The organism is Xylophilus sp. PBN-3R, assembly GCF_057747805.1.
This window is the reverse complement of sequence record NZ_CM173225.1, coordinates 4,798,331-4,822,105: the sequence shown is the minus strand read 5'-3', so window position 1 is coordinate 4,822,105 and position 23,775 is coordinate 4,798,331. Positions and strand designations below refer to the sequence as shown.

The following is a 23,775-nucleotide window of genomic DNA, read 5'->3' as shown; positions in this document are numbered from 1 at the left end:
GCACGCAGTGCGTCGGCACGCCGAGCGGGAAGGTGTAGGACTTGTTTGCCGCCTGACCAGATCCGTGGCCGCGTCGTCCATTCGTTTGCCGAGATGGCGGCATCTTCGCAACGCAGCGTCTCGCTTCGCCCAAGCGCCTGTTTTCTCCGCGATGCAGGCGAACCATCCACCGGGCCACTGGAGACAAAAAATGCTCGATAACACGCTTTTGAAGACGCCGCATTTCGCACAAGGGTCATCGACCGCAAAGGACCGCAACATCGAAGACTTCCCGGACCTGGCGCCCCATGCTGCCTCCGGCGTACAGCCGGGTACGCAGACCCAGCTGCCCATGCATTTGCTGGCACCCAGACGCAAGTATCTGCCGGCCATGCCGAACTTCAGGCCTCCCGGCACAGGATCGGCCGCTGTGTCGCCTATCCAGGCCCAGGATATCCAGGCGATCGGCGACTTCTGCGTCGCTGCCCACGACCATGACGCCGCACAGCTGCTGCAGTCGGCGCGCCGGCTGGAACAGCAGCTGGGTTCCGGCCTCGCCGACTCCGACCTGGCATCCGCCTTGGCGGAGGTGTTTGGCGCTGCACGGACCGCCGCCCATCAGCAGGCGCCGTCCGAGGCGGACGTTTCGCCGGTGCGAAAGGCCACCCTCCAGCTGACGCAATCGATCGATTCCCGCTGGGTCCGGGTGTTTCCGCTGCCCGTGCTGGACAGCCGGTTTCCCGAGACCGGCTTCAACAAGCCCGACTTGAACGCAAGGCGCCGAAAGGGAATGCGTGCATTTCACCAGGCCAGCGCCACCATCGCATCGAAAGTGGCGCTGGTGTCGCCGTCGCTCATCCGGGTGATGCGCCGCAACGAGGCCTGCCTGGCCGCCCTTCAACAGCGCAGGCCGCCCCTGGCGGGCCTGCACGGACCCACAGCCCTGCCCGACGGCGTCACGCCGCGCGAGGTGGTGCTTGCGCAATGGACCCCCTCGCTGGTGCGCCGCATCCGGGACCAGGTGCTCGAACACATGGACGACGCCTTCCTGACCAACCTCAAGCGCAATGCGCAGAAGGCCGGCGGAGCGCTCTGGAACCTGGTTTCGGGTGACGACATGGAACTGACCCGCACCCGTTCGAAACTGGTCGCCGAGATGATGGACCTGGGCAACCCGGACTCCGCGCTCAACCGTGCGCTGGAGCAGACGGCGCCCCGCATGCTCCGGCACCGGCCGCTCGCCGACATGGGTGTGCTGGAGACGAACGACCTGTTGCTCAAGCTGGCGGCCGACACCATGGACGGCATCGTCAGACCCACCGCGACCGAAGCCCGCCGGGCCGCGGAACTGCTCGCCGAACTGGCACCCGCCGGCCAGCATGAGTTCGACCGCATCCACATCGACGCCATGAAACGCCTGAAAGCCGCCGCGGCCGCGCTGCCGGCCGGCAGCCCAGCGCAGTCGGTGCAGAAGCTGGTCGACCGCGAAACCAGTCGCACCAGCAAACAGGTCGACAAGGCCCGCAGCGAGCTGTTCGACGACTTCCGGCGGCGCAACGGCGGCGAGTTCGGCTTCAACTCCCTCAGCGAACAGGTGCGCGAGAACACCAACATCGAGTACTACAAGACGGTGCTTCTGCCCGGCGCGCTGTGGGCGTCGGGCGCCCGGCTGGCCGGCGCCGCATTCAGCGTGATCGGCGGGCCTGTGGGGACGGCGTTGACGGTGGCGTCGGCGGCCGTGCTGCAGTACGTGACGGCGGTCACGGCGCAGGCCAGCGCAGGCGCGACCGGCGCAGCGTCCGGCGATCTGAAACCCTTCGACTCCGCCACCATGCCCAAACCCATCGTGGACCCCCAGACCTACTGGAACCAGCGCAAGCTCGGCACCACGGTCCACGAGATCGGCATGGACGCGCTACAGGCCTATACCCGCCCGGGCAACGCCGCGGCCAAGGCCTGCCGGATGACGGTCCACCGCATCGAATCCATCCTCGGCTACGGCCAGCAGGCCCGCACTGCCCTGGCGCCCGAACTGTCCGCGCTTGCGCTTTACCACGATTTCATGATGGGCCGCGACACCGGCGGACTGGACCAGGCCGTGCCCGCACCCCTGCGAATCGCTCAGCTGCTGCACAGCTTCGCGGACGAACTTCCCGCATTGCAGAACCTTGCGCCGCATGGCGCCGAGATGAGCGAAGCGGCGCGGCGCACGGTGATCGAAAGCCTGATCGAAGCCATCCACCGCCGGTCCGGCAAACAGCCGCCGGCAAACGTTTCCACCATCGCCACGCGTGTCCGCGGGCATGTCGAGGAGCTGCTGAAGGAAACCGGGCTCGAACGCCAGGCACTGGCCGCGCTGATGGCGCCGGACGCCGCCGCCATGCATGCCGGCGGGGTCGATTTCAGCGCGCTCATCCAGTCCCTGCTGCAGGCATCCGGGCTCATGGAACAGGGCCTGTTCGACTCCAAGGGTTTACTGTCGGCGCAGTACCGGGGCCTGCTGGTCAATGCAGTGGTCGGGCTGGTGGTGCAGCTGGCGATCGGCGTCGCCGCATTCTTCGGCATCAGCGCGGCGACCGCTGCGGCGACACCGGTGGCAGGTCTGGGTGCGGCGGCCGCATTCACGGCCGCGTCCCTGGCCGCGGGTTCGATTTCGCGCGATGCCGGGGCGATCGCCTGGTACCGTAAAGACCGCGAGGCGCAGACCGATTCCCATCTCTACCGGCTGATGCGTTCACCCGACGCCCAGGCCCTGACAGGCGACCGCGACCGGCACATCGCGCAGATCGAAAAAGCCTTGCTGGCCAACCATGTGCCACTGCATAAGCGGCGCATGGACCAGCTGTTGTACAGCTTGCGGGCCGTCTGGGAGAAAGAGCTGGTACTGGGCAGCGCACGCCAGGCGCAGATGGGCTTCGACATGCTGCACGCGCTGGAACAGGATCCGGTCGAGAACGACCAACCGCGTTTCGCCGCAGAGCTGGCCGGGCAGTCGCTGGATGCCATGCACGAAGCCACCGCCGTGCGTAAACACCAGGCCCTGCTCGCCACCCACGAAGCCTCGAAGAGAGTGGTTGCCACCACCGCACAGGCGGCCCAGGAGGTATTGCGCCAACCGAACGCGTCGATCCAGGATCGTGCCGATGAATATCTGCAAGACCGCGAAAGTTACGGTGTCCGCGAGTCCTATCGATACCGGCGGAAGAACCTGCGTTTCTTCCCCGACGCAACCGGCGCGATACCAGCCCGGACCGCACTCGCCCGCTTGCGAACGCTGGCACGCGAGGCGTTCGACCGTCACGTGGCACGCCACCGCGACGAGTCAGGCTTCAAGGTGTCTTCGGGTGAACTCGAATCCTTGAAGACCGCACTGCGCACGCCGCATGCGGACGACCAGACCGAACTCTGGCTAGCCGGCCTCGACCTGCAACTGCGTGCGGCCGACCTGCTTTCCGAGGGCGACCAGCCGCACCATCTCGACGTTTCCACCCTGCGCCCTTACCAGGTCGCGACGCTGAGGGAAAACCACGTGCGTCAGGCGGCCGAGGTGGAAGAACGCGGGCGCGCCATGCGCATCGTCCACAACGACCTGCTGGCGCTCCAGGCGGGCAAGTTCGGCGACATCCGGGACCCTCTCGGTGTCATCGGCGGATCACTCGCCCATTTCTCCAACGCAGGCCAGTTTTCGCGGCACTACCGTACCAACAACGACCTGGCGTTCATTGCCTTCACACGGGGCACGGCGCGTTTTGCGGGGCAGGTGGTGCCGGTCACCTTCCGGGGTGCGGCGGCCGCGCTGGTGGTGCTCGCGGGCGGCGGCCTGGCCATCGCGCAGGCCGGCAGTGCACACGCGGGCACATTCACGCTGGACAAACTCGACCCCGACGCTGCGCAGGACCTGCAGGCTCACGGCATCGAATTGTCGATGCTCGAGGCAAACGGTTTCCAGCCGAAGTTGGGCAGCCTTGCCGGGCCGCTGGCCACCGGCCTGATGAACGTGGCACAGCCGGCAACCAATCCGACGACCTTCCAGTCGAGCAGCCAGATCCAGTCTTTCCAGGCGGGCTTCGCGGTCGACGACCCTTCCTTCGACAGCCTGGCAGGTGCCAGCACCGCAGACCGCCGGCATTTCCAGGCCAGCACCGATCACTGGGGCACGGGGCTGGTTTCGCCCGACGCGGTGGCCGCCTTCCTGCGCAGCAACGCGGGTGCGACACAGCTTAAATTACGCATCGACCGCAAGCTCCGGAAGCTGCCCGACACCCGTTTCATGCCGCAGCAGGACCGCATCCGCTGGAGCACCGCGCGCAATATTTCGCGGCGCAGCTGGAACACCCGGCTGAGCAACTTCCTGCCGTCGCGCTACTGGCACGACCTGACCTATGCGAAGAATGCGCGCCATCATTTCGAACAGGTGCAGAACGACCGTCACAAACTCGCCGCCTCGCTGGTGGTGGCGGGCCACCGGCTGGCTGCCATGGGCGCACCGGCCGAACCGCCGGTGGACAGCGAACTCGACCCGCATTGCGTCGAGTTCGCGAGCGCCATGCTGCACAACCTGTTGATGGAGCCCGGTGTCGCCAGCGCCCTGTTCACCGACAAGCCGCCCGGGTCGGCCACCGAACAGCACCGGGTCGTCATGCAGGCGGTGCTGCGCAACCCGTGGTACCTGTTGCGCCTGGTGCATTTCGCCATGACCCGCATCGACCCCGCCGACCTCAGCCGGATCGACTACCGCGGCGACCTGGAAGCATTCCGGAAAACGCTGGCAGGCGACGTGCTGCAGGCCAGCATGCCACTGGCGGTGCGCCGGCTCCGGCACGACATCGACCTCTGCGCGGAGCGGCCGATGACGGCCGACCGCCTCACAGCATTGGGCGAAGACCTGCGACGGTCCCGCGCCGATATCGAAGCCATGTCCGAAGGGTCCGAAAGGCAGCAGCTGATGGCGCTGGTGGAGACGTTTGCGGCCGGCCTGGCAGCGGTCGATTCAGTCGATTTCTAGTCGCGGACCGCTAACGGCGTCGGCGCATCAGGGATCGGAGTGCGGCAACAGCGCGGCCAGCGTCTGCAGGGTGTCGGCCTCGTCGACCGGTTTGTCCTCGCGCCAGCGGAGCATGCGCGGAAACCGCACCGCGATGCCGCTCTTGTGGCGGCTGCTGCGGGCGATGCCTTCGAAACCGAGTTCGAACACCAGCGTCGGGCTGACGCTGCGCACCGGGCCGAAGGTCTCGACGGTGGTCCTGCGGATGACCGCGTCCACCCGCGCCATCTCGGCATCGGTGAGCCCCGAATAGGCCTTGGCGAAAGGCACCAGGTTGCGGGGCGCGTCGCCCTGCGGCGCATCCCAAACGGCGAAGGTGTAGTCGCTGTACAGGCTGGCGCGCCGGCCGTGGCCGCGTTGCGCATAGATCAGCACCGCGTCGATGGACAGCGGGTCGATCTTCCATTTCCACCAGGTGCCGACATCCTTGGTACGGCCGACGCCGTACTGCGCGTCCAGCGCCTTCAGCATCATTCCTTCGACACCCATCGACCGCGCCTGTTCTCGCTGCACGGCCAGGGCCGCCCAGTCGCTGCCGGTCAGCAGGGGACTCGCCACCAGATGGGCATGCGGCGTGCGGGCGACCAGCGCGTCCAGCCGGGCGCGGCGCTCCTGCTGCGGCCGGGCGCGCAGGTCGATGCCGTCCTCTTCCAGCAGGTCGTAGGCCAGCAGCACCACCGGCAGTTCACGCAGCATCTTCGGACCGATGGTCTTGCGGCCGATGCGTTTCTGCAGCTCGGCAAAGGGCTGCACACGACCGTCCCGCCAGACGACGATCTCGCCGTCGAGTACGGTGCCGTCGGGCAGCGCACCGCCCAGTTCACGCAGTTCGGGATAGCGGTCGGTCACCAGTTCCTCGCCGCGCGACCATACCCACACGTCGCCCGCCCGGCGCACCAGCTGGGCGCGGATACCGTCCCATTTCCACTCGACCTGCCAGCGCGCTGGAAGACCGATGGCGGCATCGAACTGGGAGACCGGCAAGGCCAGCGGATGGGCCAGGAAAAAGGGATACGGATGGCCGCTGGTCTGGCGGTCGGTCTCGCCTTCGGAGGCCGGTGCGATCAGGCGGAGGTAATCGTCAGCTGCGGGTTGGCCGCCGATGGCGGTGTAGCCGATCAGCCGCTGTGCCACCTGTTTCGGGTCCAGGCCTGCCGTCGCGGCCAGCGCTTGCGTGACCTGGAGACGCGATACCCCGACCCGGAAGCTGCCGGTGATGAGCTTGAAATACACCAGCCGGTCAGGGGCCTCCAGCAGCGCCCACTGGGCCCGCAGCACCGCTGGCAGGGCTTCCGGCGCGGTCTTGCGCAGCGGCAGCAGGTGCCCGACCATCCATTCGGCCAGGCCGAGGTCGTGCGCCGCTTCGGTGGGAGGCGGCAGCAGCAGTGAAATGGTTTCGGCCAGGTCACCGACGGCGTCGTAGCTTTCGGCGAACAGCCATTCGGGCAGCCCCGCCGCATCGCGAGCGATCTCGCGCAGCAGCCTGGTGGGAACCAGCTGGCGAGGTTTTCCGCCGGCCAGGAAATAGACGGCCCAGGCGGCATCCGCGGGCGCGGCCACCTGCAGGTATCGCTGCAGGGCCGACTGTTTTGCCAGCGTGGAGGTGGTGGCGTCGAGCGCCCGGTAAAGCGCGGCGAACGCCTTCATGGAGCGGCCTCGGCGGGGGTCGGTGCTGGGCTGCCTTCGTCGTCTTCGTTGCCGTATTCGGTCTTGAAGGAACGTGCGTCCAGACCTTGTTCTTCCAGCCAGCGCACCATCACCGCCACGCTTCCGTGCGTGACGTAGACACATTCGGCTCCGGTAGCGCCGATGGCGTGTTGCAGTCCCGGCCAGTCGGCGTGGTCCGACATCACGAATCCCTTGTCGACGCCGCGCCTCCTGCGGGTGCCGCGCAGCTGCATCCAGCCGCTGGCGAAACCATCGGAATAGTGGCCGAACCGCTTGATCCAGGGGGTTCCCTGGGCCGAGGGTGGCGCCAGCACCAGCGCGGTCTTTAGCAGTGCGGCATTGACGCCGGGGTCGGTCACCTTCATGGTTTCGGGTAGCTTCACACCGGCCGCCCGGTACACCGCGTCGAGCGGGTCGACGGCGCCGTGGACCACGATGGGGCCGATGCTGCTGTCTACGCCATGAAGGATGCGCTGTGCCTTGCCGAAGGCATAACAGAACAGCACCGACGCCTTGCCGGCCGTCGCGTTGGCGCGCCACCAGGCGTCGATTTCGGCGAACAGCACCGGCTGCTCGGGCCAGCGGTAGATGGGCAGGCCGAAGGTCGATTCGGTAATGAAGGTATCGCAGCGCACCGGCTCGAATGGCGCGCAGGTGCCGTCGTTCTCGAGCTTGTAGTCGCCGGACGCCACCCAAACCCTGCCGCCATGCTCCAGCCGCACCTGGGCCGAACCCAGCACATGGCCCGCCGGGTGCAGCGAAATCCGCACGCCGTTGTGGACGATGGCTTCACCGTAAGCCAGGGTCTGCAGCGGGATGTCGACCCCCAGCCGGGCTCGCAGCGTGCCTTCGCTGTCGGTGTGCGCCAGGTAGTGGCCGTGACCGACACGGGCATGGTCGGAATGTGCATGGGTGATGACGGCACGGCCGACCGGTTTCCACGGGTCGATGTAGAAATCGCCGGCGGTGCAGTAGAGGCCTTCGGGGCGGGCGACGATGAGTTCCATGTTGGAAGCATCTTGATGCCGCCCGGTCCCGCATCGGGAACAAATGGCAACAGCGCCCCGACGCCCGAAAAGCAGAAAGCCACCCGGAGGTGGCTTTCTTTGAGAAGGCGGCTGAAGCGGGAAATCAGCGTTTGTCGCGGAACCGCCGCAGTGCGGCGATCTGAGCGGCCATGACGGCCAGCTCGGACTGCGCCTGTGCCAGGTCCAGGTCGCTCTTGGCGTTCTTCAACGCCTCTTCGGCGGCAGCCTTGGCGGTATTCGCCTTTTCCTCGTCCAGGTCCTTGCCGCGGATGGCGGTGTCGGACAGGACGGTGACCACGTCCGGTTGCACTTCGAGAATGCCGCCAGCCACGAAGACGAACTCTTCGGTGCCGTCGGCCATGTCGATGCGCACCGTGCCCGGCTTGATGCGGGTGATCAGCGGAGTGTGGCGCGGGAAGATGCCGAGCTCGCCGGATTCACCCGGCAGCGCGACGAAGCGTGCTTCGCCCGAGAAGATCGACTCTTCTGCGCTGACGACGTCGACGTGAATGGTGTTGGCCATCTGTGATTCCTTGGAGTTCGCTAGAAGGGGTCAGGCGGGAATGGCGGCGGCGCTCAGGCAACCGCCTTTCCAGCTCAAGCCAGCTTCTTGGCCTTCTCAAAGGCTTCGTCGATGGTGCCGACCATGTAGAACGCCTGCTCGGGCAGGTGATCGCACTCGCCGGCGGTGATCATCTTGAAACCACGGATGGTTTCAGCCAGAGGCACGTACTTGCCCGGCGAACCGGTGAACACTTCGGCAACGTGGAACGGCTGCGACAGGAAGCGCTGGATCTTGCGAGCGCGCGAAACCAGCAGCTTGTCTTCGGGGGCCAGTTCGTCCATGCCCAGGATCGCGATGATGTCGCGCAGTTCCTTGTAGCGCTGCAGCGTGCCCTGCACGGCGCGGGCCACGGCGTAGTGCTCTTCGCCGACGACGTCGGGCGACAGCTGGCGGCTGGTCGAGTCCAGCGGATCGACCGCGGGGTAGATACCCAGCGAAGCGATGTCACGCGACAGCACCACGGTGGAATCCAGGTGGGCGAAAGTGGTGGCCGGCGACGGGTCGGTCAAGTCATCGGCAGGCACGTAGACGGCCTGGATGGAGGTGATCGAACCGACTTTGGTCGAGGTGATGCGCTCTTGCAGGCGGCCCATTTCTTCGGCCAGGGTGGGCTGGTAGCCCACGGCGGAAGGCATGCGGCCCAGCAGTGCGGACACTTCGGTGCCGGCCAGGGTGTAGCGGTAGATGTTGTCCACGAAGAACAGCACGTCGCGGCCTTCGTCGCGGAACGACTCGGCGATGGTCAGGCCGGTCAGGGCCACACGCAGGCGGTTGCCCGGCGGCTCGTTCATCTGGCCGTAGACCATGGCGACCTTGGACTCTTCCAGGTTCTCCAGGTTCACGACGCCGGAGTCGGCCATCTCGTGATAGAAGTCGTTGCCTTCGCGGGTACGTTCACCCACACCAGCGAACACCGACAGGCCCGAGTGAGCCTTGGCGATGTTGTTGATGAGTTCCATCATGTTCACGGTCTTGCCGACGCCGGCGCCACCGAACAGACCCACCTTGCCGCCCTTGGCGAACGGGCAGACCAGGTCGATCACCTTGATGCCGGTTTCCAGCAGCTCTTGCGACGGCGACAGTTCGTCGTACGCGGGAGCCTTGCGGTGGATGGTGGCGGTGAGTTCCTCGCTGACCGGGCCACGTTCGTCGATGGGCGAACCCAGCACGTCCATGATGCGGCCGAGGGTGGCTTTGCCGACCGGCACGGTGATGCCGGCCGCGGTGTTGGTGACCATCAGGCCACGGCGCAGGCCGTCGGACGAGCCGAGCGCGATGGTGCGCACGACGCCGTCGCCGAGTTGCTGCTGCACTTCCAGGGTCAGCGCGGTGCCTTCGAGCTTGAGCGCGTCGTAGATCTTCGGCATGCTGTCGCGCGGAAATTCCACGTCGACCACGGCGCCGATGCACTGGACGATCTTGCCCTGGGTGCCTGCGAGAGTTTGCGTTTGAGCCATTGTTTGCTCCAAATAGGGGTGAGGGACCCGGCGATCAGACAGCGGCGGCGCCGCTGACGATTTCCGAGAGTTCCTTGGTGATCGCGGCCTGGCGGGTCTTGTTGTAGACCAGCTTCAGCTCACCGATCACGCTGCCGGCGTTGTCGGTCGCGGCCTTCATGGCCACCATGCGTGCGGACTGCTCCGAAGCCATGTTTTCGGCGACTGCCTGGAACACCAGCGATTCCGCATAGCGCACCAGCAGTTCGTCGATGACGCCCTGGGCGTCCGGCTCGTAGATGTAGTCCCAGCTGGGCTTGCCTGCCGTGTCGTCCGCCACCGGGGCGGCGAGCGGCAACAGCTGCTCGACGACCGATTCCTGCTTCATCGTGTTGATGAAACGGGTGTAGCAGAGATAGACGGCCGAGAGCTTGCCTTCCGCGTAGGCGTCGAGCAGCACCTTGACCGGCCCGATGAGGCGGTCGAGATGCGGCGTGTCGCCCAGGCCGGTGACGTGGCTGACCACGTGCGCGCCGATGCGGTTGAGAAAGCCCAGGCCCTTGTTGCCGATGGCCACTGCTTCAGCCTTGGTGCCCTGCGTTTGCAGTTCACGCAGCTTCGCGGTGACCGCACGCAACACGTTGGTGTTCATGCCGCCGCACAGGCCCTTGTCGGTGGTGACCACGATGAATCCGGCGGTCTTGGCATCGTCGTTCGTCTTCATGAACGGATGCACGTATTCCGGATTCGCCTGTCCCAGGTGGGCCGCGATGTTGCGCACCTTTTCGCTGTAGGGGCGAGCGGCGCGCATGCGGTCCTGCGCCTTGCGCATCTTCGAGGCGGCCACCATTTCCATGGCTTTGGTGATCTTCTTGGTGTTTTCCACCGATTTGATCTTGCCGCGGATTTCCTTGCCTGCTGCCATAAGTGCTCCTGTGCTTCTTTAGATGTCGGCCGCGATCAGGCGAACGACTTCTTGAAAGCGGTGACGGCAGCAGTCAGTTCGGCTTCGGCGTCCTTGTCCATGGCCTTGGCTGCTTCGATCTTGTCGAGCAGTGCGGCATGGCTGGACTTCAGGAACTGGTGCAGGCCGTGTTCGAAAGGCAAGACCTGCTTGACTTCGATATCGTCCATGAAACCCTTGTTCACCGCGAACAGCGTGGCGCCCATCAGGCTGATGGACAGCGGGCTGTACTGTTGCTGCTTCAGCAGTTCGGTGACGCGGGCGCCACGGTCGAGCTGCTTGCGGGTGGCTTCGTCCAGGTCGGAAGCGAACTGCGCGAACGCAGCCAGTTCACGGTACTGGGCCAGGTCGGTACGGATACCGCCGGACAGGCCCTTGATGACCTTGGTCTGGGCAGCGCCACCGACACGCGACACCGAAATACCTGCGTTGATCGCAGGACGGATGCCGGCGTTGAACAGCGAGGTTTCCAGGAAGATCTGGCCGTCGGTGATCGAGATCACGTTGGTCGGAACGAAGGCGGACACGTCGCCGGCTTGCGTTTCGATGATCGGCAGTGCCGTCAGCGAACCGGTCTTGCCCTTGACGGCTCCCTTGGTGAAGGCTTCGACGTAGTCGGCGTTCACGCGGGCGGCACGTTCCAGCAGGCGGCTGTGGAGATAGAACACGTCGCCGGGGAAGGCTTCGCGGCCTGGCGGGCGGCGCAGCAGCAGCGAGACCTGGCGGTAGGCCACGGCTTGCTTGGACAGGTCGTCATACACGATCAGCGCGTCTTCGCCGCGGTCGCGGAAGTACTCGCCCATGGTGCAGCCCGAGTAGGCCGACACGTACTGCATGGCGGCCGATTCGGCAGCGGAGGCAGCGACCACGATGGTGTAGTCCATGGCACCGGCTTGTTCCAGCGAGCGCACCACGTTCTTGATCGACGAGGCCTTCTGGCCGATGGCCACGTAGATACACGTGACGTTCTGGCCCTTCTGGTTGATGATCGCGTCGATCGCCACGGCCGTCTTGCCGGTCTGGCGGTCACCGATGATCAGCTCGCGCTGGCCGCGGCCGATCGGCACCATCGAGTCGATGGACTTCAGGCCGGTCTGCAGGGGCTGGTCGACCGATTTACGGGCGATCACGCCCGGTGCGACCTTCTCGATGACGTCGGTCATCTTGGCATTGATCGGGCCCTTGCCGTCGATCGGCTGGCCCAGGGCGTTGACCACGCGGCCACGCAGTTCCGGGCCGACCGGCACTTCCAGGATGCGGCCGGTGCACTTGACAACGTCGCCTTCGGAAATGTGTTCGTACTCGCCCAGAATCACCGAACCGACCGAGTCGCGCTCGAGGTTCAGGGCCAGGCCGTAGGTAGGCTGACCGTCGGCGTTAGCCGGGAATTCGAGCATTTCACCGGCCATCACGTCGGACAGGCCGTGGATGCGGCAAATGCCATCGGTCACGGACACGACAGTGCCCTGGTTCCGAATGTCGGCACTGCCCGCGAGCCCCTCGATGCGGCTCTTGATCAGTTCTGAAATTTCTGCGGGATTGAGTTGCATGACTCTTTCCTTGTCTTTGGGGTTGCGGGAGTCCTGGACCGCTTACGCGGCCAGGGCAGCCTTCATTTGGTCGAGGCGGGCACGCACCGAGGTGTCGAGCACTTCGTCGCCGACGGCGACGCGAACGCCACCGATGAGCGACTGGTCGATCACCACGCTGAGGTTCAGCGGACGGCCGAAACGCTTTTGAAGCGTGGCGCCGAGTTCGGCCAGAGCGGCTTCCCCGATGGGGAAAGCGCTGTAGACGACGGCGTCGGACGAACCACCCTGGCTATTGCGCAGGGCACGGAACTGGCGAGCCACTTCGGGCAGCGCGGACAGTCGGCCGTTGTCGATGACGACACGCAGGAAATTGCGGGCGGCATCGGTCAGGGGCGTGCGCGCCACACCGGCGATCACGTCGAAGACCTGGGCGGCATCGACCTTCGGGTCGTCGGAGAACTGCGCCATTTGCGGGTTGGCCGCAATGGCGCCGAGTTCGTCGACCCAGGCAAGGGCGGCGTCGAGCTGGTCCGCAGGCGTGGCCTGGAACAGCGCTTCGGCGTAGGGGCGCGCGATGGTGGCGATTTCGGCCATGTCGTGCGTCCTTACAGCTCGGTCTTCAGGCGGCTGAGCAGGTCAGCGTGGACGGTGGCGTCCACTTCCTTGCGCAGGATCTGCTCGGCACCCTTGACGGCCAGCACCGCAACTTCTTCGCGCAGCGATTCGCGTGCACGGATGGATTGCTGTTCGGCTTCGGCGCGGGCGGCGGCGATGATCTTGTTGCCTTCTTCGGTGGCGCGCGCCTTGGCTTCCTCGATGAGGGCCTGGGCGCGGCGTTCGGCGTCAGCCAGGCGCGTAGCGGTCACGTTGCGCGTTTCGGACAATTCCTTCTCGACGCGCTGGTTGGCAGCGACGAGGTCGGACTTGGCACGGTCGGCGGCAGCGAGGCCTTCGGCGATGTTCTGGGCACGGTCGTCGAGGGCCTTCGAGATCGGCGGCCACACGAACTTCATCGTGAAGAACACCAGGATCAGGAAGACGATCGCCTGGATGAACAGGGTCGCGTTGATGCTCACGGCAACACCTTTCTAGAAAGACGTCGAACGGGCTTAGGCGACAACGAAGGGGTTGGCGAAAGCGAACAGCAGGGCGATGGCGACGCCGATCAGGAATGCAGCGTCGATCAGGCCGGCCAGGATGAACATCTTGGTTTGCAGTTCGTTGATCAGTTCAGGCTGGCGAGCCGACGATTCGAGGAACTTGCCGCCCATGATGGCGATACCGATGGAGGCGCCGATAGCGCCCAGGCCGACGATGAGACCACAAGCCAGTGCGACGAAGCCGAGAACGTTTTCCATGATGAGTCCTTGAGATGGAGAGGTTGGTTAGAGAAAAAAGAAACGGGTAGCGAGAGTGAAAACCGGCAGCCTCGGTGGTGGTCGGAAACCACCCCTCGGCTTGCCTGACTTGCTTAGTGATGTTCGTGGGCCTGGCCGAGATAGATCAGCGCGAGCATCATGAAAATGAAGGCTTGCAGCGTGATCACCAGGATGTGGAACAGCGTCCAGATGGTGCCGGCGATGATGTGACCCAGTGGCAGCAACGTGCCCGAGATCGACAGCGCGGCGGCGCCACCCATCAGCGCGATCAGCATGAACACCAGCTCGCCGGCGTACATGTTGCCGAACAACCGCATGCCGTGCGAGACGGTGTTGGCGGTGTATTCGATGACCTGCATCACCAGGTTGATGACACCCAGGATGATCGCGAAGATAGGGTTCTTGCTGGTGCCAAACGGCGCCGAGACGAGTTCGTGGGCCCAGCCGCCGGCGCCCTTGATCTTCAGGCTGTACCAGAAGCGCAGCACCAGCACGGCCAGGGCCAGGCCCAGTGTGGTGGAAAGGTCGGCGGTCGGCACCACACGCAGGAAGGCTTCATGGGCGCTCATGCCCTGGGCTTCGTAGGCGTGGCCCCACAGCTTGGGCAGCAGGTCGACCGGCAGCATGTCCATGGCGTTCATCAGGAAGATCCAGACGAAGACGGTCAGGCCGAGGGGAGCGATGAACTTGCGGCTTTCGGCGTTGCGGATGTTGGCCTTGGCCTGGTTGTCGACCATTTCGACCAGCATCTCGACCGCAGCCTGGAAACGGCCCGGCACACCGGAGGTCGCCTTGCGGGCCGCCAGCCAGAGCACGAAGACCGCGAACAGGCCGAGCAGGCCGCCGACGATGATCGAGTCGTAGTTGATGACGGAAAAATCGACGATCTTTCCCTGCTTCACGTTCTGCAGATGCTGCAGGTGGTGAACGATGTACTGACCAGCAGTTTGTCCGTGTTCTTCAGCAGCCATTCAAGTCAATCCTTATTGCCCACCGCACGGGCGCTTGTATTCAAAGCCTTGTCGGCTGCCTTCCTGCGAAAGACAGCCCTTATCAGAAATGCCAGCCACCAGGTCTTCATCGTTGCGACGAGGCTGACCACCAGGGCCAGCCAGCTCAAGCCGGGCACGACCTTGGGTGACAAGGCCAGCAAAGCGAGCGTCAGCGCAATCTTGACGAATTCCCATCCCAGAAACCCGGCCACCGCGGCCGCCGGATTCGCTCCCGCCCGTCGGCGGGTGACGCCCCGCGCGAACACGACGGCGGGTAGCACCACCGTCAGCGCGCCCCAGGCTGCCGACCACCCCGTACGGGTTTCGCCGGTGATGCGCCATGCCGCCAACGCGACCAGCCCACCTACCGCGGCTTGTCCCAGGATGACCCACCACGGTGAAACGGGTGGATGGCGTTCTCGCAGCTGCTGCGCCTGCTCGGCGGTCAGCGGCTTGAAATCCGGGACATCTGCCTCTACTTCATCAAAATCGGTCACAGGTCTCATGTTCTTTCAGGCCTGTTACGGTTTGCAAAAGTTCGGCAAAGCCATTGATTATAGGTAGAACCACGAACCGTCCCGCCATGTCCGAGCAGGTTATCGGGATTGGCATGGCCTGAAGCCGGTTTTGTGCAACGACAATGACTGGTTGGCACCCGCCTTGCACACCTCTTTCTGCATGCCCCCACTGCGCACCTTGCGTTCCGTCGCGCCCCGATTCAGCCTGATTGCAGCGCTGGTTTTTGCGGCGCCGATTCTCCTTGCCGGATGCCAGAACGTGAACCCCTACTTCGACGCGAGCAAACCACACCATCGTCCCGATGGTTTTCAGAACCGGTACGTGGAGTTCGAGCCGCGCGGCATCGGCGACCTGATTCGCTGGCGCTGGAATGCATGGCGGCAAGACCTGCCGCCCCCAGCGCAGACATTACCGCCGACCGTGGCGCCCGACCTGGCATTCATTCTGACCAATGCAGCGGCCGGCAAGGACATGCAGCCCAGCGTCACCTTCATCGGCCATGCCACTTCACTGTTGCAGATTCCGCTGGGCGGACACGGCCTGCAGGTGCTGACCGACCCGGTTTTTTCGGAGCGCGCATCGCCCTTATCTTTCATCGGTCCGCAACGCCTGCAGCCACCGGGCCTGTCCATGGCGCAGCTGCCGCATATCGACCTGGTGATGATCAGCCACAACCATTACGACCATCTCGACGAGGCTTCGGTACGTGCCCTGGCGGCACAGGCGGGCGGCCCGCCGCTGTTCATCGTGCCGCTGGGCCTGGCCGCATGGATGCGTTCACACGGCGTGGCCGACGCGGTGGAACTCGATTGGTTCGACACCCATCGCATCGAACGCGACGGCGCGGTTGCCGAGGTGACGCTGACACCCGCACAGCACTGGAGCGGCCGCGGCCTGGGCGACCGCCTGAAGACCTTGTGGGGTGGTTATGCGCTGCTGGCGCCGGACTTCCACTTCTGGTTTGCCGGGGACACCGGTTATTCGCGTGACTTCGCCGACATCGGCGCCCATTTCGCACCACGCCACACGGCTGCGCAGGGCGGAGGTTTCGACCTCGCGCTGATACCCATCGGCGCGTACAAGCCACGCTGGTTCATGTCCGAGCAGCATGTGAACCCGGAGGAGTCAGTCCGCATCCACCGCGACGTGAACTCCAAGCACAGCATCGGCGTTCACTGGGGCACCTTCAACCTGACCGACGAACCATCCGACCAGGCGCCCATCGACCTGGCCCGGGCCACCCGCTCCTCAGGCATGGCCCCCGATGAATTCGGCACGCTCGCCATCGGCCAGACGCAACGCCTGCCGCGCCGCCAACCGCTTTGAAACCGTCTCGAGGACATCACCATGGACCAGCCTGAAAACACCACCGACCCGGTCGCCCGCAAGGATTCGCTGATCGACTATCCCTCGCTGTTTCCCATCAAGGTGATGGGCGAGAACGTCGAGGGATTCGTGCACGCCGTGACGGCCACCGCCAAACAGTTCGACCCGTTCTTCGACGCCAGCACCATTGAGCTGCGCGACAGCAGCGGCGGCAAGTACCTGGGCGTGACGATCACCGTCACCGCCACCAGCCGCGCACAGCTGGACGACCTGTACCGTGCCCTTTCGTCGCATTCGATGGTCAAGGTCGTTCTCTGAGGCCGCCGCCCGCAATGCTGATTCCCGCCGTGCGGGGAAGGGTCGATTACGTATCGACCTGTCTCGCCATGCAGGCCTTCACCGCCGAGCGCACAGCCGAGGCCGCGGACGCACTGTGGATCTGCGAGCACGACCCGGTCTTCACCCAGGGCGTGGCCGGCAAGGCCGACCATGTGCTGGCACCGGGCGCCATCCCGGTAGTGGCCACCAACCGCGGCGGCCAGGTGACCTATCACGGGCCAGGCCAAGTCGTGGCGTATCCGCTGATCGACCTCAAACGTGCCGGATTCTTCGTGAAGGAATATGTGTTCCGGCTTGAGGAATCGGTGATCGCCACGCTGCGCCATTTCGGCGTCACCGGGCACCGGGTAGCCGGTGCTCCCGGCATCTACGTCAGGCTGGACGATCCGTTCTCGCATGCCGCACTGACCGGCCCCGCGCCTGAATCCGACCGCTTTCGCGGACTGGGGAAGATCGCGGCGCTGGGCATCAAGGTGAGCCGCCACAGCACTTACCACGGCCTGGCGCTGAACGTCGCGATGGACCTGGAACCCTTCCAGCGCATCAACCCCTGCGGCTATTCCGGACTCCGGACCGTGGACCTTTCTACAATCGGCGTATCCGCCACCTGGGACGAGGCCGCACATGTGCTGGCCGGCAAGCTGGGTGTCTACCTGACGCCCTGACCGTTCCGCCAAGCCGCCATGAGCACTACCGAAGTCGTACGCGAGGTCCAAACCCTCGACACCTACAACCCCCTGGCCAAGCAGAAGGCAGCGGCAAAACTTTCCCGCATCCCGGTCAAGGTGGTGCAGGGCGAGCAACTCAAGAAGCCCGACTGGATTCGCGTCAAGGCCGGCAGCCCCAGCACCCGCTTCTACGAGATCAAGGAGATCCTGCGCGCCAACAAGCTGCATACGGTCTGCGAAGAAGCCTCCTGCCCCAACATCGGCGAATGCTTTGGCAAGGGCACGGCGACCTTCATGATCATGGGTGACAAATGCACCCGCCGCTGCCCGTTCTGCGACGTCGGCCACGGCCGGCCCGACCCGCTCGACAAGGACGAGCCGCTCAACCTGGCGCGCACCATCGCGCAGCTGCGCCTGAAGTACGTGGTGATCACCAGCGTCGACCGCGACGACCTGCGCGACGGCGGCAGCGGGCATTTCGTGGAATGCATCCAGAACATCCGCGAGCTGTCGCCCAGCACGCAGATCGAGATCCTGGTGCCGGACTTCCGCGGCCGCGACGACCGCGCACTGGAAATCCTGAAGGCAGCGCCGCCGGACGTGATGAACCACAACCTGGAAACCGCGCCGCGGCTGTACAAGGAAGCCCGCCCGGGCAGCGACTACCAGTTCAGCCTGAACCTGCTGAAGAAGTTCAAGGCGCTGCACCCGGATGTGCCGACCAAGAGCGGCATCATGGTGGGCCTTGGTGAAACCGACGAAGAAATCCTGCAGGTGATGCAGGACATGCGCGACCACGACATCGACATGTTGACCATCGGCCAGTACCTGTCGCCTTCCAATTCGCACCTGCCCGTGCGCCGCTACGTGCACCCGGACACCTTCAAGATGTTCGAGGAAAAGGCCTACGAGATGGGATTCAGCCACGCGGCCGTCGGTGCAATGGTGCGGTCCAGCTACCACGCCGACGAACAGGCGCACGCAGCCGGCGTCTGAGCGCCGGCAAACCGGGGTTTATCCCGCGGTCATGGCGGCCAGGGGATCCTCGGCGCTCAAGACTTTTTCGGCCCAGGGCTCCAGGCGTGATGCGTCGGCCCGCAGTACTTCCTGCTTGACCGACAGGATCTGCGCGGGATGCATCGAAAAACTGCGCAGGCCCAGGCCCAGCAGCAGCTTGGTCATGGCGACGTCGCCCGCCATTTCGCCGCACACACTGACGCCCTTTCCGGCCCGCCGGCATGCGCTGATGGTGTCGGCCACCAGGCGCAACACCGCCGGATGCAGTGGGTCGTACAGATGCGCGACCGATTCGTCGGTGCGGTCGATGGCCAGCGTGTACTGGATCAGATCATTGGTACCGATCGACAGGAAGTCAAAATAACGCAGGAACAGCGGCAGCGACAGTGCAGCCGCCGGAATCTCGATCATGGCGCCCAGTTCGGGACGGCCGTAAGTGATGCCGGCGTTGTCGAGCTCTGCGCGCGCCTGGTCGATCAGGGCGATGGTCTGACGGATCTCGCTGCCGTGCGCCAGCATCGGAATCAGCATCTTCACCGGGCCGAAAGCCGAGGCCCTGAGGATGGCGCGCAGCTGGGTGCGGAACATGGCCGGATCGGCGAGGCTCCAGCGGATCGCCCGCAGGCCCAGGGCCGGGTTCAGGTGGGCGTCGTCGCGGCGCGTTTCGTCCAGTGGCTTGTCGGCTCCCACATCCACGGTGCGGATGGTGACGGGCAGGCCTTCCATGTTAGACACCGCGAGCCGGTAGGCGGCAAACTGCTCGTCCTCGTCAGGCAGTTTGCCGTGACGTCCCATGAACAGGAATTCGCTCCGGAACAGCCCGACGCCGGCCGCTCCTGCCTTGACGGCGGCCACTGCGTCGTTGGGCAATTCGATATTCGCCAGCAGTTCGACGGGCTCGCCATCGCGTGTGATGGCAGGCGTGTGCCGCAGCCGCGCCAGACGCTCGCGTTCGAGCTCTCCCTGGCGTTGCTTGAAGCCGTATTCGGCCAGGATGATGGGCGACGGATCGACGATCATCAGGCCGGCATCGCCGTCGATGATCACCCAGTCGTCCTGGCGCACCATCTGGCTGGCGCCACGCGCGCCGACCACCGCCGGGATGTCCATGCTGCGCGCCACGATCGCGGTGTGTGACGTGCGGCCGCCGACATCCGTGACAAAACCCGCGAACACGCTTTGCTTGAACTGCAGCATGTCGGCAGGCGACAGGTCGTGGGCGATCAACACCAGCGGCACATCGGCCGTATCGGCAAGCTGCAGGTCCTGGTTGCGTGCGGGCCTCGTGGGTGGCGGCGCGACCGGCAATGCCACGCCGCGCATGAAACGCAGCATGCGTTCGACGACCTGTTCCAGGTCTGCCTTGCGTTCGCGCAGATAGGCGTCCTCCATTTCGTCGAACTGCCGTGCGACCAGTTCGAGCTGGGTGGTCAGGGCCCATTCGGCGTTGTAGAACCGCTCGGTGATCCAGTGCTTGACGCCCTCTTCGAGGGCTTCGTCCTCAAGCAGCATCAGGTGCACGTCCAGGATGGCGGAAAGCTCCTGCGGTGCGTCCTTGGCGCTCATCTGGGACAGGTTGACCTGCAGCCGCTGGATCTCTTCCATCACCGCATTGCGGGCATCGCGCAGACGACCGATCTCGGCGCCGACTTTCTCGGGCTCGACGAAGTAGTGGGCGACATCGATGCGGCTGGACGCGACCAACACCGCACGCCCGATGGCGATGCCCCGGGCAACCGCGAGACCGTGGACGGCAAAGGTCATGGCAGGCCCTTATTCGCCTTCGCCGAACTTGTCGTTGATCAGGGCCACCAGCGCATCCATGGCTTCCTGCTCGCTGGAGCCGCTGGTTTCAAGCACCACCTGTGAGCCCATGCCGGCGGCCAGCATCATCACACCCATGATGCTTTTGGCATTGACCCGGCGTTCGCCGCGGGCAATCCAGACTTCGCAGGGAAAGCTGCCGGCAAGCTTGGTGAGCTTGGCCGAAGCGCGGGCATGCAGGCCCAACCTATTGCTGATGGTGATAGTGGTCTGGATCATGTTTTCTGCGAGCCTGGTTTTGCGGCGCGGTGATGGCCACCTGCATCACGCCCTGGGTACCGCCGACCACCGCACGCGAGACCAGTGCATCGAGCGGTTCGTGGCGGTAGGTGACGGTGCGCAGCAGCATGGGCAGGTTGACGCCGGTGACGAGTTTGGAATGAATGCCATCGACCAGACGCTGGGCCACGTTGCTCGGCGTGGCACCGAACACATCGGTCAGCACCAAGGTCCCGCCACCGCGGTGCTGGTCCATGATGATGCGGGCCGATGCAAGTGTCTCTTCGGGCGAAACGTTGGGCTGGACGTCCAGCGCCACGACGCCCTTTCCGCAGTCGGGAAACACATGCAGGGCACATTGGCGCAGTGCGTGGGCCAGGGGAGCGTGGGCGATCAGGAAAATACGGTTGGTCATGGAGCGTGCGGGAGCAGCGCACCATTATGGCGGCGGCGAGGCCGTCAGCGAAGGCGTAGGCTGGAGAAGAAGCTGGCCGCAGCAACCGACTCGGACGGCGCGCGGTAGATCGCCGCAAATAGCGCCTGCCCTTCGAGGGCCGAGGGACCGCCGGAATCCGCGAACCAGGCCGCGTCCAGCGGCAGCGCTCCGCCCTCGGGCGAAAGACCTGTCGCCTGCAGCCGGACGGCCTGCGGCAGGGCGAGGCTTCCGGCCGGCACGAAACGCGTGCCGGCGGGCGCGTCCGGTCCGGATGCGATACCGGCCAGCGACAGCGTCGAATCCTGCCAGGCACCCAGCATCGAACCTAGCCGGCTCCGGCTGACGGAGGCCCAGCCGATGATGAAGGTGGCGCCGCCGGCATCGCAGCCCGCCAGGTGCATCTGTACCTGGGTGCCGTCGAGTGTGACGGTACGCACCGCTTCATCGGGTCTGCATGGCATCAAGGCCTTCAGCCGGGTTGATGACGGATGAACCTCGCGCCAGTTCATCGGTGGACTGCAGGCCGTGACGCCCAGGATCGGCAACAGGCAGGCGATTCGAAGGAACACATGTGACATGCGGGATTATCGCCATGCCCCTCGTCTGCAGGATTCGGCCGTAGGTCCTAAACTCGCCGGACTTCTCCGCTCATCGCCATGAAAAAGACCTTCTACGCCATCGCTGCTGTCACCGTGCTTGCATTGGGTGGCGCCGTGTTCTGGAGTGGCGGTGCATCCGCCGCGCCCAGTTCGACTTTCGTGCTGCTGGACGGATCGAAACGCAGCACCGATGACTTGAAGGGCAAGGTGACGCTGGTAAATTTCTGGGCCACCAGCTGTGTGACCTGCGTAGCAGAAATGCCGAGGGTGATCGCCACCTACGACAAGTACAAGGCGCAAGGTTTCGACACCTTGGCGGTGGCCATGAGCTACGACCCGCCGGCCTACGTCGTCAACTACGCAGAAACCCGAAAGCTGCCGTTCAAGGTGGCGATCGACAACACCGGAGCGGTTGCCAAGGCCTGGGGCGACGTCCAACTCACGCCCACCACCTACCTGGTCGACAAGCGCGGGGATATCGTCAAGCGTTATGTCGGCGAACCCGATTTCGCCGAACTGCATCGGCTGATCGAAAAGCTGCTCGCCGCCTGAGGTTTTCCTGTCTGGCGGCGACACCGCTAAACTGCATTTCCCTCGGCTTGCCCGATCACTCGCCCAGCGCCTGTGTCCAAACCAGAGATTCGTCTCATCTCGCCTGCAACTCCGGATCAACTGGAAGCGGCCCGAATCATCATTCGGGAATACGTCGCCAGTCTGCGGGTCGACCTTAGCTTCCAGGAAGTCGATGCCGAACTGGCGGCGCTTCCCGGCGAATACATCGCGCCACGCGGCGGGCTGCTGCTGGCCCTGGTCGACGGCGAAGTAGCCGGCTGCAGCGCATTGCGGCCACTGGATGTTTCCGACTATGCCAACGCCTGCGAAATGAAGCGCCTCTACGTGCGACGTGCCTTCCGCGGTTTCGGTCTGGGACGGCAACTCGCCGAAGCCACCCTCGATCTGGCCCGACGCGGCGGTTATGCCCACGTGTTACTCGACACGCTGGACGACATGGAATCCGCTCGCGTGCTGTATGCCGACCTTGGGTTCGAGGAAATCCCGCCCTACTATCACAACCCCATTGCGGGGGCGCATTACCTCAAAGCCGAACTCTGAACTGAGGCGCCCCGCACACGCATCGCGAGATCAGGCAGCCCTGGCCTGGTCCAGCAGAGTCACAGCGTCACTGACCTCGAACTTGCCTGCGGCCTCGACGTTCAGGCTTTTGACCACGCCATCTTTCACCAGCATCGAATAACGCTGGCTGCGCAGCCCCATGCCCTTGGCCTGCAGGTCGAGCGTCAGGCCCACTGCCGTCGCGAACTGGCCGCTGCCGTCACCCATCATGCGCACCTTGTCGCCGGTTTTCTGGTCCCGGGCCCAGGCGCCCATGACAAAAGCATCGTTCACCGCCAGGCACCAGATCTCATCGACACCGGCAGCCTTGAACTCGGCCGACTTCTCGACAAAACCCGGAACATGTTTTGCCGAACAGGTCGGCGTGAAGGCGCCCGGCACCGCAAAAATGGCGATGGTCTTGCCAGCCGAAGCCTTTTCGATGTCGACTGCATTGGGGCCGATGCTGCAGCCTTCACCTTCGACTTCCGAATATTCCATCAGGGTGCCCGCGGGCAGTTTGTCGCCAACCTTGATCATGAGATTTCCTTCTTGATTAAAAAACGTTTCGGAAATGAAAAACGGCCCACACGAGGTGGGCCGTTTTCAGGGGTACACAGAAGTGGACCAGCTCGTCTTAGACGAGGATCGCCTTCTGGACCAGACGGGTCACAACCCAGTTCTTGGTCTTGGAGATCGGACGGCTTTCGGTGATTTCCACGGTATCACCCGTGTGGAACTCGCCGGTTTCGTCATGAGCGTGGTACTTGCTCGACTTGGCAACGATCTTGCCGTACATCTCGTGTTTAACGCGACGTTCGACCAGCACGGTCACGGTCTTTGCACGCTTGTCGCTGACCACCTTGCCAACCAAGGTGCGCTTGAGGGATTTTTTAGCTTCCGTCATGTCGGCTCCTTACTTGGCGGCTTGCTTTTCAGCAAGGATGGTCTTGGCACGGGCGATGTCACGGCGCGTGACGCGCAGCGAACGAACGTTCGTGAGTTGTTGCGTGGCTTTCTGCATACGAAGGCTGAAATGGGCCTTCTGCAGTTCCTTGATTTCGGCTTCCACGCCGGCAACGTCTTTTTGGCGCAGGTCAGCAGCTTTGGTCATTTCCATTCTCCTGA

General features: G+C 64.7%; 25 protein-coding genes. 7 read left to right on the top strand and 18 right to left on the bottom strand.

Going from position 1 to position 23,775, the window contains the following annotated elements:
* The first annotated feature begins 190 nt into the window (after positions 1–190).
* Positions 191–4,984: a hypothetical protein gene (locus tag AC3ANW_RS22865; protein WP_488343109.1), complete on the top strand. Its 4,794-nt coding sequence runs from the start codon at positions 191–193 to the stop codon at positions 4,982–4,984.
* A gap of 27 nt (positions 4,985–5,011) precedes the next feature.
* Here AC3ANW_RS22865 and AC3ANW_RS22860 read toward each other — a convergent pair whose 3' ends face one another.
* The 11 genes from AC3ANW_RS22860 to AC3ANW_RS22810 all read right to left on the bottom strand — a co-directional run bounded on the left by AC3ANW_RS22860 (position 5,012) and on the right by AC3ANW_RS22810 (position 15,093).
* Positions 5,012–6,670, bottom strand: coding sequence for an ATP-dependent DNA ligase (locus AC3ANW_RS22860; protein ID WP_488343108.1), 1,659 nt, complete (start codon positions 6,668–6,670; stop codon positions 5,012–5,014).
* The gene (locus AC3ANW_RS22855) at positions 6,667–7,698 is read right to left on the bottom strand and encodes a ligase-associated DNA damage response exonuclease (protein ID WP_488343107.1); all 1,032 of its coding nucleotides are present in this window, start codon (positions 7,696–7,698) and stop codon (positions 6,667–6,669) included. The genes AC3ANW_RS22860 and AC3ANW_RS22855 overlap by 4 nt, the downstream gene beginning before the upstream one ends.
* A 124-nt stretch (positions 7,699–7,822) precedes the next feature.
* Positions 7,823–8,242, bottom strand: a complete 420-nt coding sequence (locus AC3ANW_RS22850; protein ID WP_488343106.1) for a F0F1 ATP synthase subunit epsilon — start codon at positions 8,240–8,242, stop codon at positions 7,823–7,825.
* Between the two features lie 74 nt (positions 8,243–8,316).
* Entirely contained in the window at positions 8,317–9,741 is a 1,425-nt protein-coding gene (gene atpD, locus AC3ANW_RS22845; RefSeq protein ID WP_488343105.1) for a F0F1 ATP synthase subunit beta, read from the bottom strand.
* Between the two features lie 34 nt (positions 9,742–9,775).
* On the bottom strand, positions 9,776–10,645 hold the full coding sequence (atpG, locus tag AC3ANW_RS22840) for a F0F1 ATP synthase subunit gamma (protein ID WP_488343104.1): 870 nt from the start codon (positions 10,643–10,645) through the stop codon (positions 9,776–9,778).
* Between the two features lie 35 nt (positions 10,646–10,680).
* Complete coding sequence (gene atpA, locus AC3ANW_RS22835; protein ID WP_488343103.1) at positions 10,681–12,234, bottom strand: F0F1 ATP synthase subunit alpha; 1,554 nt, start codon at positions 12,232–12,234, stop codon at positions 10,681–10,683.
* Between the two features lie 42 nt (positions 12,235–12,276).
* Positions 12,277–12,810 carry a F0F1 ATP synthase subunit delta gene (locus AC3ANW_RS22830; RefSeq protein WP_488343102.1) on the bottom strand — a complete coding sequence of 178 codons (534 nt, stop codon included), beginning with the start codon at positions 12,808–12,810 and terminating at the stop codon, positions 12,277–12,279.
* 11 nt (positions 12,811–12,821) lie between these two features.
* The gene (locus tag AC3ANW_RS22825) at positions 12,822–13,292 is read right to left on the bottom strand and encodes a F0F1 ATP synthase subunit B (RefSeq protein WP_488343101.1); all 471 of its coding nucleotides are present in this window, start codon (positions 13,290–13,292) and stop codon (positions 12,822–12,824) included.
* A gap of 33 nt (positions 13,293–13,325) precedes the next feature.
* Positions 13,326–13,574 carry a F0F1 ATP synthase subunit C gene (atpE, locus tag AC3ANW_RS22820; RefSeq protein ID WP_318632558.1) on the bottom strand — a complete coding sequence of 83 codons (249 nt, stop codon included), beginning with the start codon at positions 13,572–13,574 and terminating at the stop codon, positions 13,326–13,328.
* Between the two features lie 113 nt (positions 13,575–13,687).
* Positions 13,688–14,566 (bottom strand): F0F1 ATP synthase subunit A, encoded by an 879-nt coding sequence (gene atpB, locus AC3ANW_RS22815; protein ID WP_488343100.1) that lies wholly within the window; start codon positions 14,564–14,566, stop codon positions 13,688–13,690.
* Between the two features lie 5 nt (positions 14,567–14,571).
* Positions 14,572–15,093, bottom strand: a complete 522-nt coding sequence (locus tag AC3ANW_RS22810) for an ATP synthase subunit I (RefSeq protein WP_488343099.1) — start codon at positions 15,091–15,093, stop codon at positions 14,572–14,574.
* Positions 15,094–15,265: 172 nt separating this feature from the next.
* Between AC3ANW_RS22810 and AC3ANW_RS22805 the strand changes: the two genes are divergently transcribed.
* From AC3ANW_RS22805 to lipA, 4 genes are read left to right on the top strand one after another with little or no spacing between them, the layout of a single operon-like run.
* Positions 15,266–16,432: an MBL fold metallo-hydrolase gene (locus AC3ANW_RS22805; RefSeq protein ID WP_488343098.1), complete on the top strand. Its 1,167-nt coding sequence runs from the start codon at positions 15,266–15,268 to the stop codon at positions 16,430–16,432.
* Positions 16,433–16,453: 21 nt separating this feature from the next.
* A complete protein-coding gene (locus tag AC3ANW_RS22800) occupies positions 16,454–16,750 on the top strand; it encodes a YbeD family protein (RefSeq protein ID WP_488343097.1) in 297 nt (98 codons plus the stop codon).
* Positions 16,751–16,764: 14 nt separating this feature from the next.
* The gene (gene lipB / locus AC3ANW_RS22795; protein ID WP_488343096.1) at positions 16,765–17,436 is read left to right on the top strand and encodes a lipoyl(octanoyl) transferase LipB; all 672 of its coding nucleotides are present in this window, start codon (positions 16,765–16,767) and stop codon (positions 17,434–17,436) included.
* Between the two features lie 18 nt (positions 17,437–17,454).
* A complete protein-coding gene (lipA, locus tag AC3ANW_RS22790) occupies positions 17,455–18,435 on the top strand; it encodes a lipoyl synthase (protein WP_488343095.1) in 981 nt (326 codons plus the stop codon).
* A gap of 18 nt (positions 18,436–18,453) precedes the next feature.
* Here the strand turns inward: lipA and ptsP are convergent, their stop codons facing one another.
* From ptsP to AC3ANW_RS22770, 4 genes are read right to left on the bottom strand one after another with little or no spacing between them, the layout of a single operon-like run.
* Positions 18,454–20,220: a phosphoenolpyruvate--protein phosphotransferase gene (gene ptsP / locus AC3ANW_RS22785; RefSeq protein ID WP_488343094.1), complete on the bottom strand. Its 1,767-nt coding sequence runs from the start codon at positions 20,218–20,220 to the stop codon at positions 18,454–18,456.
* Positions 20,221–20,229: 9 nt separating this feature from the next.
* Positions 20,230–20,499 carry an HPr family phosphocarrier protein gene (locus AC3ANW_RS22780; protein ID WP_488343093.1) on the bottom strand — a complete coding sequence of 90 codons (270 nt, stop codon included), beginning with the start codon at positions 20,497–20,499 and terminating at the stop codon, positions 20,230–20,232.
* Positions 20,468–20,914, bottom strand: a complete 447-nt coding sequence (locus AC3ANW_RS22775) for a PTS sugar transporter subunit IIA (protein WP_488343092.1) — start codon at positions 20,912–20,914, stop codon at positions 20,468–20,470. Before AC3ANW_RS22775 ends, AC3ANW_RS22780 begins: the two co-directional genes overlap by 32 nt.
* Positions 20,915–20,958: 44 nt before the next feature.
* Complete coding sequence (locus AC3ANW_RS22770) at positions 20,959–21,396, bottom strand: hypothetical protein (protein WP_488343091.1); 438 nt, start codon at positions 21,394–21,396, stop codon at positions 20,959–20,961.
* Positions 21,397–21,591: 195 nt separating this feature from the next.
* Between AC3ANW_RS22770 and AC3ANW_RS22765 the strand changes: the two genes are divergently transcribed.
* Together AC3ANW_RS22765 and AC3ANW_RS22760 are read left to right on the top strand one after the other, a co-directional pair.
* Complete coding sequence (locus AC3ANW_RS22765; protein WP_488343090.1) at positions 21,592–22,086, top strand: TlpA disulfide reductase family protein; 495 nt, start codon at positions 21,592–21,594, stop codon at positions 22,084–22,086.
* A 72-nt stretch (positions 22,087–22,158) separates the two neighbouring features.
* A complete protein-coding gene (locus tag AC3ANW_RS22760; protein ID WP_488343089.1) occupies positions 22,159–22,647 on the top strand; it encodes a GNAT family N-acetyltransferase in 489 nt (162 codons plus the stop codon).
* 30 nt (positions 22,648–22,677) lie between these two features.
* Here AC3ANW_RS22760 and AC3ANW_RS22755 read toward each other — a convergent pair whose 3' ends face one another.
* The 3 genes from AC3ANW_RS22755 to rpmC all read right to left on the bottom strand — a co-directional run bounded on the left by AC3ANW_RS22755 (position 22,678) and on the right by rpmC (position 23,761).
* Entirely contained in the window at positions 22,678–23,187 is a 510-nt protein-coding gene (locus AC3ANW_RS22755) for a redoxin family protein (RefSeq protein ID WP_488343088.1), read from the bottom strand.
* A 97-nt stretch (positions 23,188–23,284) separates the two neighbouring features.
* Complete coding sequence (gene rpsQ / locus AC3ANW_RS22750; RefSeq protein ID WP_488343087.1) at positions 23,285–23,554, bottom strand: 30S ribosomal protein S17; 270 nt, start codon at positions 23,552–23,554, stop codon at positions 23,285–23,287.
* 9 nt (positions 23,555–23,563) lie between these two features.
* Entirely contained in the window at positions 23,564–23,761 is a 198-nt protein-coding gene (gene rpmC, locus AC3ANW_RS22745) for a 50S ribosomal protein L29 (protein WP_488343086.1), read from the bottom strand.
* Positions 23,762–23,775 lie beyond the last annotated feature (14 nt).

Coding starts and splice junctions, on each gene's coding strand:
- AC3ANW_RS22780 (WP_488343093.1), bottom strand. CDS start 20,499: ATGATCCAGACCACTATCACCATCAGCAATAGGTTGGGCCTGCATGCC.
- AC3ANW_RS22865 (WP_488343109.1), top strand. CDS start 191: ATGCTCGATAACACGCTTTTGAAGACGCCGCATTTCGCACAAGGGTCA.
- ptsP (WP_488343094.1), bottom strand. CDS start 20,220: ATGACCTTTGCCGTCCACGGTCTCGCGGTTGCCCGGGGCATCGCCATC.
- AC3ANW_RS22810 (WP_488343099.1), bottom strand. CDS start 15,093: ATGAGACCTGTGACCGATTTTGATGAAGTAGAGGCAGATGTCCCGGAT.
- AC3ANW_RS22775 (WP_488343092.1), bottom strand. CDS start 20,914: ATGACCAACCGTATTTTCCTGATCGCCCACGCTCCCCTGGCCCACGCA.
- AC3ANW_RS22830 (WP_488343102.1), bottom strand. CDS start 12,810: ATGGCCGAAATCGCCACCATCGCGCGCCCCTACGCCGAAGCGCTGTTC.
- rpsQ (WP_488343087.1), bottom strand. CDS start 23,554: ATGACGGAAGCTAAAAAATCCCTCAAGCGCACCTTGGTTGGCAAGGTG.
- AC3ANW_RS22850 (WP_488343106.1), bottom strand. CDS start 8,242: ATGGCCAACACCATTCACGTCGACGTCGTCAGCGCAGAAGAGTCGATC.
- AC3ANW_RS22765 (WP_488343090.1), top strand. CDS start 21,592: ATGAAAAAGACCTTCTACGCCATCGCTGCTGTCACCGTGCTTGCATTG.
- lipA (WP_488343095.1), top strand. CDS start 17,455: ATGAGCACTACCGAAGTCGTACGCGAGGTCCAAACCCTCGACACCTAC.
- atpD (WP_488343105.1), bottom strand. CDS start 9,741: ATGGCTCAAACGCAAACTCTCGCAGGCACCCAGGGCAAGATCGTCCAG.
- atpE (WP_318632558.1), bottom strand. CDS start 13,574: ATGGAAAACGTTCTCGGCTTCGTCGCACTGGCTTGTGGTCTCATCGTC.
- AC3ANW_RS22860 (WP_488343108.1), bottom strand. CDS start 6,670: ATGAAGGCGTTCGCCGCGCTTTACCGGGCGCTCGACGCCACCACCTCC.
- atpB (WP_488343100.1), bottom strand. CDS start 14,566: ATGGCTGCTGAAGAACACGGACAAACTGCTGGTCAGTACATCGTTCAC.
- AC3ANW_RS22855 (WP_488343107.1), bottom strand. CDS start 7,698: ATGGAACTCATCGTCGCCCGCCCCGAAGGCCTCTACTGCACCGCCGGC.
- AC3ANW_RS22800 (WP_488343097.1), top strand. CDS start 16,454: ATGGACCAGCCTGAAAACACCACCGACCCGGTCGCCCGCAAGGATTCG.
- rpmC (WP_488343086.1), bottom strand. CDS start 23,761: ATGACCAAAGCTGCTGACCTGCGCCAAAAAGACGTTGCCGGCGTGGAA.
- AC3ANW_RS22770 (WP_488343091.1), bottom strand. CDS start 21,396: ATGCCATGCAGACCCGATGAAGCGGTGCGTACCGTCACACTCGACGGC.
- lipB (WP_488343096.1), top strand. CDS start 16,765: ATGCTGATTCCCGCCGTGCGGGGAAGGGTCGATTACGTATCGACCTGT.
- AC3ANW_RS22755 (WP_488343088.1), bottom strand. CDS start 23,187: ATGATCAAGGTTGGCGACAAACTGCCCGCGGGCACCCTGATGGAATAT.
- AC3ANW_RS22805 (WP_488343098.1), top strand. CDS start 15,266: ATGCCCCCACTGCGCACCTTGCGTTCCGTCGCGCCCCGATTCAGCCTG.
- atpG (WP_488343104.1), bottom strand. CDS start 10,645: ATGGCAGCAGGCAAGGAAATCCGCGGCAAGATCAAATCGGTGGAAAAC.
- atpA (WP_488343103.1), bottom strand. CDS start 12,234: ATGCAACTCAATCCCGCAGAAATTTCAGAACTGATCAAGAGCCGCATC.